Source organism: Polaromonas sp. P1_G2 (genome assembly GCF_056405515.1).
In genome coordinates this window covers 1-14,997 of the sequence record NZ_JBFUBY010000082.1, presented here as the reverse complement: position 1 = coordinate 14,997, position 14,997 = coordinate 1, and the positions used below count along the sequence as shown (strand labels likewise).

Genomic DNA, 14,997 nt, shown 5'->3' with positions numbered 1-14,997 from the left:
GCTCAGACAAGCGCGATCCCTGATCCGCCTACGTCTGCGCTCCTCGGCCCAGCCAGGACGGGGCAAKCGRGAGCGGGGAAAGAAGACAGAAATACCAAGAAACCAAGAAGACAAATACAAACAAGGACTCGCCAAGGCGAGTCCTTGTGGCTTTCAGTATTTGGATTTGGTTTTCCTTCCCCACCCCTTGTGGATGCGCCGAGGAGCGSAGGKCCAGACGGATCAGGGATCGCGTTGTTTGAGCGAAGCGAGTTTAGCGAGACCCCGTCTGGACCGAGCACCGCAGGTTGCCCGTAGCGMAGCGMAGGGACGCAGCAACCAGGGTCGCCTTTTCTTTTGCTTACTTTTGGTGTTTGCGTAACTTCGCTTCGCGAAGTGAGCAAACCCCGCGCGCGTAGCGCGCCTTTTGGCGAACAAAAGAAAACYCGCTTTGCGGGTTTCGCTAAAAGTGAGTAGCCGCCGGGCTACCCCCGGCCAGCAACCCTCAGAGGAGAGCACACCGCCGAAGCAAGAACCACTGTCAATCAGGCTTTATTGAACAGGCCGTCAAGCCGCTTGTCCCACTTAGCCCCGGGCAACACATCCCCCATCTGCGAATCCCCAAACGCAAAAGTCCCGCGCAGGACTTGGGCAAGCACCGCCCGATAGTCATGATGAGCAGGAAGGTCGCGGCCTTCATTAAGCTGCGAAAGACCACTCCATTGCCCATGCCACCGCCCACCAGCAACCCGACTCCCCATAAGCCACATCGCATTCCCAAACCCGTGGTCGGTACCACGCGTGCCGTTCTCCGCACTGGTGCGGCCAAACTCGCTCATCACCACGACCACGTCACCGGGTTCGGAAAAATCCTGCCGCAGCTGCGCGATGCCGCGTGCCAGGTTGCCCAGGTTGTTGGCCAGCTGGCCGGTGGCCGCGCCCTGGTTGGCGTGGGTGTCCCAGCCGCCGGCTGACAAAAAGCCCAGGCGAAGTTTGCGGTCGTTGCGCATCAAGGTGCCGAGGTGCTGCGCGTCTAGCTGCAGGCCCACCGGGTCGGCCGCGCCGTTGCTGGCCGCCAGCATCTGGGCATTGAGGGCCTGCAGGTTGGCGGGCGTGCCGTCGCGGTCCAGGTTTCTGTCGGCCATGCGTTTGGCGTCCTGCGCCATCTTTTCGGCCCTGGCGGTTCTTTGCTCGGTGAGCTCCTGCGCGCTCTGCATGCGGCTGCCCGCGCCCTGGCGAAAGGCCTCGCTGAGCTTGTCGTCGCCGGCGTACAAATCCATCAGCGCCTGGCGGGTCTTGTCGTTGGCCAGCACGCCGGTGCGTTCGGCCGACTGGCCGCGCGGGATCAGCCTGACGGCAGCGGCCTGGCCTGCCAGGATGGCGGGGTTGGCCTCGCCCACGCCCAATGCGACCGCACCCGGAGCGGCGCTTTTGCCAACACCCGCCGTGGTGTTGAGCCAGCCGGGCGCGCTGCTGGTCTTGCCGCCTTGCGCGATTTCCATCTGGTACTGCGCGTCGAAGTGCGAACGGTTCGGCGCAGGCAGGCCGGCCGCGGGTACAAAGCCCAACACGCCCTGCTTCCACAGCGGCAGCAGCGGGGCCAGTGCGGGGTGCAAGGCAAAGGTCTTGTCGAGCTTGATGGCGGTCTGCGCTGTGCCGTCGGGCGCCGCAATCGCGATGCTGGGACGCAGGGCGTAGTAGTCCTTGTCGGCATAAGGCACAAAGGCCGACAGGCCGTCATAAGCGCCGCGCAGAAAGACGACGATAAGGCGCCCGTTGTTCAGGTTCCCTGGCACGGGCACGGCTTGCGCCCACACGCCGGGCACGGCCAGCGACAAGGCGGACAAGGCGCCCATACCAAGCAGGCCGCGGCGCTGCAGCAAGTCGGGCGATGAAGAATGGTTTGAACTCATGGAGTCTCCGCTGCCGGTTTATTTGCGCATGAAATCAGGGCTTGCCAGCATCAGGCCGGTGCGCATTTTCGCGGGCTCCTGCGCGATGCGCTCGCGCGTCGCCACGCTGAAAAAAGCATTGAGGTAAGCCGGCTCGGCCATGCGCGGGCCCAGGCCCATGGCGTAGTCGGCACGCCGCGTGAGCGCTTCGGGCGCGAGCCAGGTGTTCGCGTCGGTCTTGTAGCCGTCGGGCGTCTGCCAGCCGTGCATGGGCTGGCCGGCCTGCGCGAGAAAACCCAGAGTTTGAACAATGTCGCGGCGCTCCTTCACGCCGCCGGCGGCGGTGAGCGCCGAGCACGCGAAGTCCAGCGGCGTCTTGAACAGCTGCTTGTCTTTGGCCCAGAATTCCGGCGACTCGATCAGGGCGCGCATCACCACGCGGATGTCGCCCTGTGTGTCCGTGAAAGTGGCGGCCAATTTGTCGACCAGCGCGGCCGGGGGTTTGTCGGCGACAAAAAAACTCGCCAGCCGAGTGGAAACGCGCCGCGCGGTCTCGGGCCGGCGCGCCAGGTAGCGTATGGCCTCTTCGCCCTCGGCCACGCTCTCGTTGCCGAAGGTGCGGCCCAGCAGGACCTTGCCTTCCTTGTCGTGCAGGCGCTCGGCAAAACGGAAGCCCTCGCCGTCCTTGAGGTTGACTGTCCAACCGGTCAGGATGCGCGCCAGTTCACGCACGTCCTTCTGTGTGTAGCCGCTGTTCACGCCCAGGGTATGCAGCTCCATCAGTTCACGTGCATAGTTTTCGTTAAGGCCGCGGCTGTTGCTCTGCGCCTGGTCCAGGTAGAAGAGCATGGCCGGGTGTTTGGCGCTGGCCAGCAGCAGGTCTTCAAAGCGGCCCAGGGCATTGGCGCGTATCGCGTTGATCTCGTAATGGCCGACAAAGGGGCGCACCGGGCCCTTGCCGACAAACACGTTGAGATGGTTGAACCAGAACTCGGTCATGCGCGCCAGCAGCGGATTTTCGAGTGCCGGGTCGCTGCAGGACATCAGGCGCCAGGCGGCGGCGTCCTGGGCCATCTCGCGGCTGAATTTTTCATCCCCCGCGCCCGCCGCGGCGGCCATACCGGGCTTGGCGGTTTTTTCGCGCGCGGTCCTGCGCGCCTCTTGCTCAGCCCGGAAACTGCGCGCGATGTCATTGAGCGGTGCGTTGATGCCGGCGAGTTCGGCGGGAAGCGTTGGCGGGCGTCTGCTCGCGGCATAGGCCGCGTCCAGCTGCCGCAACGCCCAGGCGCGGGGCGAGGCCGCCGCGGCCTGCGCCGAATCCGGCGTGGGCGCATAGCCCAGCCGCGAGGCGGCGCGCCAGGTGTCGGCCATCCTGGCCGTCGGGGGTGCGGCTTCAAGCTGTCCCTCGGCCTGYGCCGCGGGGGCGGCCAGGGCAGCCAGCAAGGCCGCGAACAGGCCGGCCTGGGTGATCGTCGCTGTGGGCATGTTTTTCTCCTGCGACTCCTTGTAACGCATGCACCGCAGCTTGCGTTGAACGCGGCCTCCGGCTTTACACAGTTTTTTTCCGCTTACAGCGTCAGGATGGTGCAACCCGTGGTCTTGCGGGCTTCCAGCGCGCGATGTGCTTCGGCCACGTCGGCCAGGGCAAAGCGCTGGTCGATCGGGATGTTGACCTTGCCGCTGGTCACCATGGCGAAAAGGTCGTCGGCCATTTCCTGCGTGACCTCGCGGGTCGCGATGTGGGTGAACAAGGTGGGCCTGGACACGTACAGCGATCCCTTGGCGGCCAGCAGGCCGATGTCCAGCGGCGGCGTCTTGCCCGAGGCATTGCCGAAGTTGGCCAGCAGGCCGAAGGGGCGCAGGCAGTCCAGCGACTTGAGGAAGGTGTCCTTGCCGACCGAGTCGTACACCACCTTCACGCCCTTGCCGCCGGTGATCTCCTTGACGCGGGCCACGAAGTCTTCCTTGGCATAGTTGATCGCGAAGGCCGCGCCCTGCGACAGGGCCAGCGCGCATTTCTCATCGGAACCGGCTGTTCCTATCAGCTGCAGGCCCATGGCCTTCGCCCACTGGCAGGCGATCAGGCCCACACCGCCGGCCGCCGCATGGAACAGCACATAGTCGCCGGCCTGCAGGCCGCCCTGCGGCTGCGTGCGGCGCAGCAGGTATTGCGTGGTCAGGCCCTTGAGCATCATGGCCGCACCGGTCTCGAACGAGATCGCGTCGGGCAGCTTGCACACGCATTTGGCGGGCATCACGCGCAGTTCGCAATAGCTGCCGGGCGGCTGGCTGGCATAAGCCGCGCGGTCGCCGGCCTTGAGGTGGGTGACGCCTTCGCCCACAGCCTCGACGACACCCGAGGCTTCCATGCCGAGCTGCAGCGGCATGGCAAAAGGATAGACGCCGCTGCGCTGGTAGACGTCGATGTAGTTCAGGCCCACGGCCTTGTGGCGTATGCGTATTTCGCCCGGGCCGGGCTCGCCCACCGTCACGTTCACCAGCGTGAGTTCTTCGGGGCCGCCGTGCTGGTTGATGTGTACGGCTTTGGAGGGATAGGAGGCCATGGGGGTGTTCCTTGCAGAGGGGAGATAAAACAAAAGCGAAAAGCGTGGCCGCCATGGTGCCATGAATCGGAACAAGCCGCAGAGGGTTAAAGCCAAGGCCTCGCAAGCAAAACTGCATCGCTTGGTAAAGTCCCCGCATGACCCAACGCCTGACGCCCGCCACCGCATCGTTGCTGGTGATCCCTCCGATGCTCTGGGCCGGCAATGCCGTGGTCGGCCGCCTCGTCACCGGCCTGGTGCCGCCCATGACGCTCAATTTCCTGCGCTGGGCCCTGGCCTTTGTGATCCTCCTGCCGCTGGCATGGCGCCTCCTCAAACCCGCCAGCAGCCTGTGGCCCCACTGGAAGCGCTTCGCGGTGCTGGGCCTGCTGGGCGTGGGCTGCTACAACGCGCTGCAATACCTGGCGCTCAAAACCTCGACCCCGCTCAACGTCACGCTGGTGGCTTCCAGCGTGCCGATCTGGATGCTGGTGGTCGGTGCCTTGTGCTTCGGCCAGGCCGTGTCGCGGCGCCAGGTCGCCGGCGCCGTGCTGTCGATTGCCGGCGTGCTGGTGGTGCTCTCGCGCGGCCAGTGGGAGCTCTTGATGCAGGTGCAGCTGGTGCCCGGCGACCTCTATGTGCTGCTGGCCACGCTGGCCTGGGCGTTTTACAGCTGGCTGCTGTCGCAGCCGAAAGAGCCCGCGGAGATCCGCAGTGACTGGGCGGCCTTCCTGCTGGCGCAAATCGTCTTCGGTCTGGCCTGGTCGGGCGCTTTCGCGGCCGGCGAATGGGCCGTGACCGACGCGCACATCCGATGGGGCTGGCCGCTGGCCGCGGCCCTGGCCTATGTGGCCGTCGGGCCCGCGGTGATCGCCTACCGCTGCTGGGGCATGGGCGTGCAGCGCGTCGGGCCGGCCATCGCGGGCTTCTTTTCCAACCTCACGCCGCTGTTCGCCGCCCTGCTTTCGGCGGCCTTTCTCGGCGAGCTGCCGCATCTTTACCACGCATTGGCATTTGTGCTGATCGTGGGCGGGATTGTGGTGTCGTCGCGGCGCTGAGGCGAACTGCAGACATCATCGCAGTGGTTTGATTTTCACAACACATTGCGAAAAACCGTCGCATAAAACTTGCCAAGCCCGCGCGGGCTCTTCAGAATCCGTTCCTTGCTTTGAGCCGTTGCACAACGAATAACCTTGTGCAGCCAACCCTCGAAGCCCTTAAACACCATGACTTTGTTCACTCACACCTGACGCACCCTCCACTGCCCCCGGCTGGATGTGGTGCCAACCATACCCAGCCCTGCGGGCAGTCGGTGCCGTGCCTTCACGTGTGAAGCGCGCTCCGCGAACCCCAGGCTGATTTTTTCGCCGGGGTTTTTTGCTTTCTGGAGCGTGCACATGAGTGCCAAAACTTTTTCCCGTGACTTCGCCGACGGCAAGGTCAAGCATTTGCGGCGCATGAAGCAGCCGCTTGCCTTGACATTGCAACTGCCCGCCCCGCGCAACCCGGTGGTGCGGGCCCTCGCCCAGCGTGCCATCACGTCCGGCGCGGGAAAACATATTCGCAGCACCGGCGCCAACCGCCGTGCTGAAACCGTGGCCCTGCACAAGGCCCTTAAGAAATTGATTGACTGACATGAAGAACGATATGACAACCGAGACGGTGGCCGCAGCCCGCGTGCCGCCCGAACTCATGCGCGAGCGCAGCGCCCACCTGGCACTGGTTGCCGACGAACTGAAGACCGAGCTGTTCGGCATCGACGACATCATCGACCGGGTGATCGAATCGATCCGCGCCTGGTATGTGCTGCCGCACATCATTCGCCGCCCGGTGATCGTCTGCCTCTGGGGCCTGACCGGCACCGGCAAGACGCAGCTCACGCGCCGCCTGGCACAGAAGCTGGGCTTTTACGACCGCTTCGTCGAAGTGCAGATGGACGGCTTCAGCCACGGCAGCAGCTGGCGCAGTGCCGATTCCCTCAGCGCCATGCTGGCCGAATCGGGCATCGCCGAAAGCGAGCCCGGCATGCTGGTGCTCGACGAGTTCCAGCGCTTTCGCACCGTCGACGAAAAAGGCAAGGACGCCGCCGTCAAGCGCTACCAGGACGTCTGGCAGCTGCTGTCCGACGGGCGCCTGCCGCCCTCGCTGTCTTTCCTGCAGGAGCTCGAATCGTCGCTGGCTTTCTCGCTGTACGACCATGAGCGCGAGGAGAAGGTGGAGGCCAAGCCCGCCGCGGACGGCACCGTTCCCAAAAAACTGAAGTTCGCCCTCTCGCCCTACCAGGCGCAGGAATTCCGGCAAAGCCTGAAGCTCAAGGAGCCGCTGCAGGAGGTGATGACCTGGACGCCCCAGCAGCTGCAGGAGCGCATGCTGGCGTTCAAGACCTCAACCGACTCCTGGGAGACGGATTACAGCCGCCTGCTCATCATCGTCTCGGGCAACCTCGACGAGATGTACGAGGGCACGGCCAGCCGCGTGGAGGACTGCGACACCGACGCCGACATCTTCCACGAACTGACGAAGAAGCTGTCGGTGATCGACGTCAAGAAGGCACTGGGAGAGCGCTTCAAGCCCGAGCAGATCGCCAGGCTTGGCAACAACCACGTGATCTACCCCTCGCTGAGCCAGGCCACCTACGAGCGGCTGATCCGCAGCACCTGCGCGCGCTATGCCGGCGAAATGCAGGCCAGTTCGGGGCTGTCGTTTGAGCTGCACGAGTCGGTGTACCAGGGCATTTATGCCAACGCGGTTTTCCCGGCCCAGGGCACACGCCCGCTGTTCTCGTCCATCCATGCCATCCTGAGCGCGCCGCTGGTCAATGCCGTGCTGTGGGCTTTCGAGCATGGCGTGCCGGACGGCGCGACGCTGCAGGTCAGCCTGGACACGGCCACACAGTCGCTGCGCATCAGCCTCGGCCGGGACGGCAGCCCCGGCATTGCCTACCCCGTGCCGCTGGACCTGAACCAGCTCAAGCAGCGCGCCAGCCCGGACTTCCGCGCCCTGCTGGCCGTGCACGAGGCCGGCCACGGCCTGGCCTACGGCCGGCTGTTCGGCCACGCGCCGCAGGAGGTGAAGATCAACGTGGCCTCTTTCGAGGGCGGCTACAACAGCTATGTGCGCCTGAAAGCCGAGTCCCGGCAAAGCTGCCTGGACCGCCTCTGCGTGGGCCTGGCGGGCCGCGCCGCCGAAACCCTGGTGTTCGGCGAGGACGCCAGCACCACCGGCAGCGAAAGCGACTTCAAGAACGCCACCGCCCTGGCCGCCCGCTTTGTGCGCCACTTCGGCTTCGGCAACCGGCTGAGCCGCACCGACGTGACCGACAGCACCGATGAAAACCTCAACACGGACGTCGCACCGACCAACGCCGAGATCGAGGCCCTGCTGGCGCAGGCCTATGCACGCGCGCAGGCGCTGCTCAAGGCCGATTCGGCCCTGCTGCTGCGCATCGTGGACGAACTGCTGGCGCAGGGCCAGGTCAGCAAGGAAAAAATGGCCGGCCTGCTGGGTGTGGGCATCGCGACGGAAGAAAAGATGCTCATGCCTTATGCCGAGCAGCTCCAGGTGTTCAGCCTGCAGCACGGGCTGATGCAGCGGGTCAGTGGTACGGCGGCGTCGCTGGAGCCATCGCTGGAATGATCCCTCTGGGCAAAAAAAAGCACGGTGGGCAGCCCATGCTGCCCTCCGTGCCCAATTTCCACCAACGGAAATCTTTGCAGGCGTCTATTCAGCGAATCAAGCCTTGCCCGGATGCTCCTTCACGCGGCTGACCAGCTGCGTGGGGTTGACGAAACGCAAGGCAATCAGCAACCACAGCACGGTGATCGCCATATAGATCATGGCCATGGCGTCCACCGACTGCCCGGCGCGCACGCCCGCGGCGAACACCGCGTAATACAGCGCGACGACCAGCGTCTGGGTGTCGGGGCCGGCCACCAGGAAGGTCAGCTCGAACATCGCCACCGTGCGCACCAGCACCAGCAGGCCCGCCGCCAGCACGCCGGGGGCCAGCAAGGGCACCAGGGTGTAGAGAAACATCTGCCGCGTGTTGGCGCCGAAGACGCGCGCGGCCGATTCGATGTTGGTGTCCACCTGCTCGACGAAGGGCGTCATCACCAGGATCACAAAAGGCAAGGCCGGGATCATGTTGGCGATGATCACGCCCGGCAAGGTGCCGGCCAGGTGCAGCTGGTACATCACCGTGGCCAGCGGAATGCCGTAGGTGATCGGCGGCACCATGAGCGGCAGCAGGAACAGCAGCGTGAGCAGCTTCTTGCCGCGAAAGTCCTTGCGCGCCAGCGTGTAGGCGGCGGGCACGCCGATCAGCAGCGACAGAAACACCACCGAGAACACCACCACTACCGTGACCACCAGCACATGGCCGAGCTGGAATTCCTTCCAGGCCGAGACGTACCAGCCGAGGGTGTAGGCCTCGGGCAGCCAGGTGCCCAGCCAGCGCGTGGCGACCGAGTTGGTGCCCACCGCCAGGATCATCATGCCGACGTTGACCAGGAAGAAGGCGATCAACCCCCAGACCAGCGCGCGCCAGGCGCGGTCGCGCAGCGGGTCTTTCTCGTGCATCTGTTGCGTGTTGCTCGCGCTCATCCCTTGCCTCCCGCCACCGGGCCGCGGTAGAACAGCGAGCGCAGGCCCAGCGCCGCGACCACGATGGCCAGCTGGACCAGGCCCATGATCATGGCGACGGCCGAGGCCAGCGAATAGTCGTACTGCTCAAAGGCCGCTTCATAGGCGGCAATCGCGATCACACGCGTGGTGCCGGCCGGCGAGCCCAGCAGCACCGCCGAAGGAAAGACCGAGAAGGCCTGCACAAAACACAGGCAGAAGGCCATGACCAGGCCCGGTGTGAGCAGCGGCAAATAGATGTGGCGAAAGCGGTTCCAGCCGTCTGCCCCCAGCGTGGCCGCGGCGTGCGGCAGCGCCGGGTCTATGCCGGTGATGTAGGACAGGATCAGCAGGTAGGCAAACGGAAAGCCGGTGATGATCAACGAGATCAGCACGCCCCAGTAGTTGTGCGTGAGGCGTATCGAGCCCTCATACAGATGCAGCCAGCGCAAGGTTTGCGCCAGCCAGCCCTGCGGGCCGAAGTAGGTCAGCATGCCTTCGGCGATCAGCACCGTGCCCAGGGTCAACGGCACCACCAGCAGGGTGGACAGAAAACGCTGGTAAGGGCCCTTGGCGCGCGTGGCGTAGGCAATGCCCAATGCGCAGGCGATGTTGATCAGTGTGGCCGGCAACGCCAGCTGCATGGTGTTGCCTATGGTCCGCCACAAATCCTGCGTCTGGAAGAAATGGATGTAGTTCTCAAACACCCCGCCCTGCTGCGGCTGGAAGGACAGCAGCAGGCCGTAGGCAAAGGGGTAGACGAAAAACATCACCATCAGCGCGGCGGCGGGCGCCACCAGCATGACGGCCGGGTCGAAAGGCGGGCGCCGCGCGGCGCCTTGCGGCGGCGGCAGGGTCATCGCGCTCATCTCAGCTTTCCCCTGCGTAAACCAGCACGCGCTCGGCCGGGGCCGAGAGCATGACCTGGTCGCCGGGCGCGACGACGCGCGAGGAGCGCACGTAGAGCAAATCGTCAAACGAGGTCCTGACCTGCAACAGCCATTCGCGGCCACCGTATTCGGCGGTTTCCACCACGCCGGGAAAAGCCTGCGGGCCGTCGCCTATCAGCAATTCATCGGGCCTTATCGCCGCCATCGCGGCCATGGCCGGACCGGGCTGCAGCGTGTGCATGGCGGTGCCTACCAGTTGCACGCCGCCCGGGCCTTCAAGGCTGAGCCCCGCGCCGTTGGCGGAAGCCACCCGAACCGGCAGCACATTGCGGTAGCCCATGAAGCGGGCGATGTCCAGCGTGGCCGGCCGCGCGAACACCTCTTGCGGCGTGCCGATCTGCTGTACCACACCCAGCTTCATGACCACGATGCGGTCGGCCATGGCCAGGGCTTCGTCCTGGTCGTGCGTCACGTAGACGGTGGAGCAGCCCTGGGCGCGGTGGATGCGGCGGATCTCGGAACGCATTTCAATGCGCAGCTTGGCGTCCAGGTTGGACAGCGGCTCGTCCATCAGGATCAGCGGCGGCTCGATGACGATGGCGCGCGCGATCGCCACGCGCTGCTGCTGGCCGCCCGAGAGCTGGCCCGGCAGCTTGTGGGCATGGGCCTGCAGTTGCACGGTGTCGAGGGCCGCGGCGACGCGCTGGTCGATTTCGGCCGCCGGCACGCCGCGCATCTTCAGGCCGAAGCCCACGTTGCGGCTGACCGACAGGTGCGGGAACAGCGCGTAGTTCTGGAACACCATGCCGAAGCCGCGTTTTTCCGGCGGCAGCGTATCAATGCGCCGCTCGTCCAGCCAGATGCTGCCGTCCGACAGCGGCATCAGGCCGGCCATGCAGTTGAGCGCSGTCGACTTGCCGCAGCCCGAGGGSCCSAGCAGCGCGATGAATTCGCCGCGCTCTATGGTCAGCGAGAGTTTTTCGAGCGCGTGCGCGCCGCCGAAGCTGCGGCTCACGCCGTCCAGGCGCAGCTGCCTGAACTCGTTTTTTCCCGCGGGCCGTCCCGCGGTGTTGGGCATCACCATGTCAGAAACCTTCGCGCCCGTGTTGCGGGCTGTTTGTTACTGGTTATCGATTGACTCCCYCTCCCCCTGGGAGAGGGTTGGGGTGAGGGCTGGCGGCGATAGAAATGCCGCTGCTTCATGCACAGGCCGCTGGCCCTCACCCCTGCCCTCTCCCAGAGGGAGAGGGAGCAAAACCTTGTGCGGCTCCTGGCGCTTACTTACCCTTGCCGGAACCGATTTCTTGATCCCACTTCTTGAAGGCGGCGACCATGGCCTTGTCTTCCAGCGGCTGGACGTGCGGCTGTTTGGCGATCCAGTCCGCGTACTCGGGACGGCCGTATTCCTTGATGATGTCCTGGCTCTTTTGCGGCGCCGCAGTCAGCGGCACGTTTTTCACGGCCGGGCCGGGGTAGAAGTAGCCGGAGTCATAGGTCAGCGCCTGTTGCTCGGGTTTGAGCAGGTAGGCCATCAGCTCCATCACGGCCGCCTGGCGGGCGGCGGGCAGGCCCTTGGGCATGGCCATGTAGTGCGCGTCGTTGACCCAGGTGAAACCGTTGAGCGCCGCCACCTTGAACTGCTTGGGCACCACGCCCAGCGCGCGCGGGTTGATGTCCCAGCCGGTCACCGTCACCGTCATGTCGCGTGAGCCTTCGCCGAGTTCCTTCATCACGGCGCCGGTGCCTGTGGGGTAGTACTCGATGCAGCTGTTGAGCTCTTTCAGGTAGGCCCAGGTCTTGTCCCAGCCGGCCATGGGGTCCTTGGGATCCTTGTCGCCGAGCAGGTAGGGCAGGCCCATCAGGAAGGTGCGGCCCGGGCCCGAGTTGGCCGGTCGCGCGTAAATCAGCTTGTTGGGATTGGCCTTGCACCAGGCCAGCAGCTCGGCCGGGGTTTTAGGCGGCGCCTTGACCTTGTCGGGGTTGTATTCGAGCAGCGGGCCCGCGGGCATATAGGTCACCATGACGGCCTGGCCGTTGGCCAGGTCCTGCATCTTGCGGGCGCTGGGCAGGTAGTTGTCCATCAGGTTCGGAAACTTCGCAGCGTGCGCCGGCAGCAGCGGCTCCCAGAGGTTGAGCGCGATACCCGCGGCCAGCGCATCGGCGCCGGTCAGCACCAGGTCGATGTCGGTGCGGCCCGCGGCCTGCATGGCCCTGATTTTTCCGGGAAGTTCGGGCGCGGGCGCCTTGGTGAAGGTGACGCGCGAAACCAGGTTGGGATTTTTCGCGGCAAAACTTTCCAGCGCCTCCTGCGTCAGCGCCAGGTTGCCGGCCACGTCGACGACGTTGAGGGTCACGGGCTGCGCATGCGCGGCAACGGCCGCGAACGCCGCCAGAATGCCGGCGGCCCGCAGGCCCAGGGCCAGGCGGGACATCAAATGTTCGAACTTGATCATGATCTTGTCTCCTTCATTGTTGGTGTGAATAGCGAACGATGAACTGTCAACGGAAATGCGAGGCTGCTGCCGTCCTCTTAAAAACGCGGGCTGATGCCGGAAAATTCCGGCTGGTACTTGCGCATCTGCGCCAGGTCGTTGCGGTTGCGGATGCCGCAATCCAGGTATTGCCGGTGCAGCTCGGCCAGTTTGACCGGGTCGAGCTCGACGCCCAGGCCGGGCGCCGTCGGCACCTTGACGGCGCCCTGGTCGAACTGGATCCGCTCGCCCTTGATGACCTCCTCCTCCTGCCACGGGTAATGCGTGTCGCAGGCATAGGTCAGGTTGGGAATTGCGGCGGCCGCGTGCGTCATGGCCATCAGGCTGATGCCCAGGTGCGAGTTGGAATGCATGGACATGCCCATGCCGAAAACGCCGCACATGCGCGCCAGTGCGGCCGTGGCTCTCAGGCCGCCCCAGTAATGGTGGTCCGACAGCAGGATGCTTACCGCATGCGTGGAGGCATTGCGCTTGAACTCCTCCATCGTGGTGACGCACATATTGGTCGCCAGCGGCATGCGGCAGCGCCGGGCCAGCTCGGCCATGGCCTCCTGGCCGGGTGCCGGGTCTTCGTAATACTCCAGCAAGTCGTCGAGTTCTTTCGCGGCGGCGATGCTGGTCTCCAGCGTCCAGTTGGCATTCGGGTCCAGCCGCAGTGGCACGCCGGGGAAGGCCCTGGACAGCGCCTTCATGGCGGCGATTTCTTCAGCCGGTGGGAACACGCCGCCCTTGAGCTTGATGCTCTTGAAGCCGTAAAGGCTCACCATGCGCTGCGCCTGCTTCACAACCTGCTCGGGCGTGACGGCTTCGCCCCAGGCGTCGGGCGCATAAGGTTTGCCGGCGTGCTCCGCGTATTTGTAGAACAGATAGGCGCTGTAAGGCACCTCCGCGCGCACGGCACCGCCCAGCAAGTCGCACACGGGCATGCCCAGGATCTGTCCTTGCAGGTCGAGCATGGCGACTTCCATCGCGCTGATGACCTTGTCGGCATTTTTGGCGGTGTGCGAGCCCGGCGCAAGCTCGAACTGCACGCTGCCGTCGCTGGCGTGTCCGGGCTTGATGGCTGCGCGTACACGCTCTTCCATGACGTTCAGCTCAAACGGGGACAGGCCGAGGACCAGGGCACGGGCCTGCTCCAGCACTTTCACCATGGGCTCGTCGCCGTAGGTTTCAGAGATGCCAAGGCGCCCGTCCGAAGTTTCCAGTTCGACAATGCTGCGCAGCGCCCAGGGTTCGTGGATACCGCTGGCGTTGAGCAGCGGTGCATCGCGAAACGCGATGGGCGTGATCCGGACTGCGCTGATTTTGATAGTTTTCATCCGCCCAACCATTATTCGCCCTTGATTCCGGCGATCTTGATGACCCGCGTCCAGCGGTCCAGCTCCCGTGCCACGAACTGCGTGTATTCCGTACTGCCCTGGGCCGGCACCACAAAGCCGTTGGCCTCCATCCGCGCGCGGATGGCGGGGGACTGCATCGCCTTGACGGCGGCGGCTTCTATTTTTTCCACGATGGGCTTGGGCGTGCCTTTGGGGACTGACAGGCCGGACCACGACAAGGCAGAGAAACCGGGGTAACCCGATTCATGAATGGTGGGCACGTCCGGGAACAAGGGATTGCGCGCCAAGCTGGTCACAGCCAGGGCCCGGAGCTTGCCCGCCTTGATATGCGGCAGCGCCACGTCCTGGTTGATGAACATCAAGGGGATCTGCCCGCCGAGAATATCCGTCAGCATGGGTCCGCCGCCCCGGTAGGGAATGCCCACCATAAAGAGGGGCTTGCAGTTTTCTTTTCTGACGCCCGAGCAGGTGCCGACGGTTTGCTTGAGCAGTTCCATCGCCATGTGGCCCGAAGCCGCGGGCACATAGCCATAGCTCAGTTTTCCGGGATTCGCTTTCCCGTAAGCGATCAGTTCCTGGAAGGTATTAAAGGGCGCAGAAGGATGGACCACCAGCACGTTGGGTCCCGAATGGACCTGCGTGATGTGGATGAAATCCTTGAGGGAGTCGTAGCCGAGCTTGGGGTTGAGGCCGTGCGCCACCGCATTCTGGCCAACACCTGTCTGTATCAGCGTATAGCCGTCGGGCGCCGCTTTGGCGCCCTTCTCCGTGCCGATGACCCCGCCCGCGCCGCCGAGGTTCTCCACGATCACCGGCTGCTTCAGAGCCTTGGTCAGCTCTTCCGCAATCATGCGTCCCATCACATCGCTGGTGCCGCCCGCCGGAAACGGAACGATAAGCTTGATCGCCCTCGACGGGTAGTCGGTCTGGGCCTGGACCGGAAGGGCCAGCAGGCAGGCGGCCGCAGCCACGCACGCAAGCGCGGCGGAAAATATTTTCCTGGACATCCCTGCCCGGGTCAGGCCATCGCAGCCCCGGTACCGGCAACGGTTTTGAGAAATCTCCGGCGCGCGCATATTGACTTGACTCATGTTTGTCTCCTTTTTTATTTGCCAACGGCAAGGTCGTGCGGCAACAGGAAATCAATTTACTGTGGTCTCAACCAATTTGTTAGCGCTAACAAATTAATATTAGGGCAAAGGCAATTTGTTAGCGCTAACAAATTAATATTAGGGCAAAGG

Annotated in this window: 13 protein-coding genes; 3 read left to right on the top strand and 10 right to left on the bottom strand. The window is 64.6% G+C overall.

The window, feature by feature from the left end; translation table 11 throughout:
- Positions 1–524: 524 nt before the first annotated feature.
- The 3 genes from AC1D0P_RS10775 to AC1D0P_RS10765 all read right to left on the bottom strand — a co-directional run bounded on the left by AC1D0P_RS10775 (position 525) and on the right by AC1D0P_RS10765 (position 4,435).
- Entirely contained in the window at positions 525–1,892 is a 1,368-nt protein-coding gene (locus AC1D0P_RS10775) for a DUF1501 domain-containing protein (protein ID WP_477676730.1), read from the bottom strand.
- An 18-nt stretch (positions 1,893–1,910) separates the two neighbouring features.
- Positions 1,911–3,356 carry a DUF1800 domain-containing protein gene (locus AC1D0P_RS10770; RefSeq protein ID WP_477676729.1) on the bottom strand — a complete coding sequence of 482 codons (1,446 nt, stop codon included), beginning with the start codon at positions 3,354–3,356 and terminating at the stop codon, positions 1,911–1,913.
- Positions 3,357–3,439: 83 nt separating this feature from the next.
- On the bottom strand, positions 3,440–4,435 hold the full coding sequence (locus AC1D0P_RS10765; protein ID WP_477676728.1) for a quinone oxidoreductase family protein: 996 nt from the start codon (positions 4,433–4,435) through the stop codon (positions 3,440–3,442).
- Positions 4,436–4,572: 137 nt separating this feature from the next.
- Between AC1D0P_RS10765 and AC1D0P_RS10760 the strand changes: the two genes are divergently transcribed.
- Entirely contained in the window at positions 4,573–5,472 is a 900-nt protein-coding gene (locus AC1D0P_RS10760) for a DMT family transporter (RefSeq protein ID WP_477676727.1), read from the top strand.
- 35 nt (positions 5,473–5,507) lie between these two features.
- Here AC1D0P_RS10760 and AC1D0P_RS10755 read toward each other — a convergent pair whose 3' ends face one another.
- Positions 5,508–5,654 (bottom strand): hypothetical protein, encoded by a 147-nt coding sequence (locus AC1D0P_RS10755; RefSeq protein ID WP_477676726.1) that lies wholly within the window; start codon positions 5,652–5,654, stop codon positions 5,508–5,510.
- Between the two features lie 157 nt (positions 5,655–5,811).
- On the opposite strand from AC1D0P_RS10755, the gene AC1D0P_RS10750 reads away from it, so the two are divergent.
- A complete protein-coding gene (locus AC1D0P_RS10750; RefSeq protein ID WP_477652648.1) occupies positions 5,812–6,048 on the top strand; it encodes a hypothetical protein in 237 nt (78 codons plus the stop codon).
- Between the two features lie 13 nt (positions 6,049–6,061).
- Positions 6,062–8,050: an AAA family ATPase gene (locus AC1D0P_RS10745; RefSeq protein ID WP_477676725.1), complete on the top strand. Its 1,989-nt coding sequence runs from the start codon at positions 6,062–6,064 to the stop codon at positions 8,048–8,050.
- 96 nt (positions 8,051–8,146) lie between these two features.
- Here the strand turns inward: AC1D0P_RS10745 and AC1D0P_RS10740 are convergent, their stop codons facing one another.
- The 6 genes from AC1D0P_RS10740 to AC1D0P_RS10715 form a co-directional block, all read right to left on the bottom strand.
- Positions 8,147–9,016, bottom strand: a complete 870-nt coding sequence (locus AC1D0P_RS10740; protein WP_477676724.1) for an ABC transporter permease — start codon at positions 9,014–9,016, stop codon at positions 8,147–8,149.
- Positions 9,013–9,903 carry an ABC transporter permease gene (locus AC1D0P_RS10735; protein WP_477676723.1) on the bottom strand — a complete coding sequence of 297 codons (891 nt, stop codon included), beginning with the start codon at positions 9,901–9,903 and terminating at the stop codon, positions 9,013–9,015. The genes AC1D0P_RS10740 and AC1D0P_RS10735 overlap by 4 nt, the downstream gene beginning before the upstream one ends.
- 1 nt (position 9,904) lies before the next feature.
- A complete protein-coding gene (locus tag AC1D0P_RS10730) occupies positions 9,905–11,008 on the bottom strand; it encodes an ABC transporter ATP-binding protein (protein ID WP_477676722.1) in 1,104 nt (367 codons plus the stop codon).
- A gap of 193 nt (positions 11,009–11,201) precedes the next feature.
- The gene (locus AC1D0P_RS10725; RefSeq protein WP_477676731.1) at positions 11,202–12,356 is read right to left on the bottom strand and encodes an ABC transporter substrate-binding protein; all 1,155 of its coding nucleotides are present in this window, start codon (positions 12,354–12,356) and stop codon (positions 11,202–11,204) included.
- Between the two features lie 98 nt (positions 12,357–12,454).
- Positions 12,455–13,735 (bottom strand): glucarate dehydratase family protein, encoded by a 1,281-nt coding sequence (locus AC1D0P_RS10720; protein ID WP_477676721.1) that lies wholly within the window; start codon positions 13,733–13,735, stop codon positions 12,455–12,457.
- Between the two features lie 11 nt (positions 13,736–13,746).
- Positions 13,747–14,763 (bottom strand): Bug family tripartite tricarboxylate transporter substrate binding protein, encoded by a 1,017-nt coding sequence (locus AC1D0P_RS10715; protein WP_477676720.1) that lies wholly within the window; start codon positions 14,761–14,763, stop codon positions 13,747–13,749.
- Positions 14,764–14,997 lie beyond the last annotated feature (234 nt).

Coding starts and splice junctions, on each gene's coding strand:
- AC1D0P_RS10745 (WP_477676725.1), top strand. CDS start 6,062: ATGACAACCGAGACGGTGGCCGCAGCCCGCGTGCCGCCCGAACTCATG.
- AC1D0P_RS10735 (WP_477676723.1), bottom strand. CDS start 9,903: ATGAGCGCGATGACCCTGCCGCCGCCGCAAGGCGCCGCGCGGCGCCCG.
- AC1D0P_RS10725 (WP_477676731.1), bottom strand. CDS start 12,356: ATGTCCCGCCTGGCCCTGGGCCTGCGGGCCGCCGGCATTCTGGCGGCG.
- AC1D0P_RS10720 (WP_477676721.1), bottom strand. CDS start 13,735: ATGAAAACTATCAAAATCAGCGCAGTCCGGATCACGCCCATCGCGTTT.
- AC1D0P_RS10715 (WP_477676720.1), bottom strand. CDS start 14,763: ATGTCCAGGAAAATATTTTCCGCCGCGCTTGCGTGCGTGGCTGCGGCC.
- AC1D0P_RS10775 (WP_477676730.1), bottom strand. CDS start 1,892: ATGAGTTCAAACCATTCTTCATCGCCCGACTTGCTGCAGCGCCGCGGC.
- AC1D0P_RS10765 (WP_477676728.1), bottom strand. CDS start 4,435: ATGGCCTCCTATCCCTCCAAAGCCGTACACATCAACCAGCACGGCGGC.
- AC1D0P_RS10760 (WP_477676727.1), top strand. CDS start 4,573: ATGACCCAACGCCTGACGCCCGCCACCGCATCGTTGCTGGTGATCCCT.
- AC1D0P_RS10750 (WP_477652648.1), top strand. CDS start 5,812: ATGAGTGCCAAAACTTTTTCCCGTGACTTCGCCGACGGCAAGGTCAAG.
- AC1D0P_RS10740 (WP_477676724.1), bottom strand. CDS start 9,016: ATGAGCGCGAGCAACACGCAACAGATGCACGAGAAAGACCCGCTGCGC.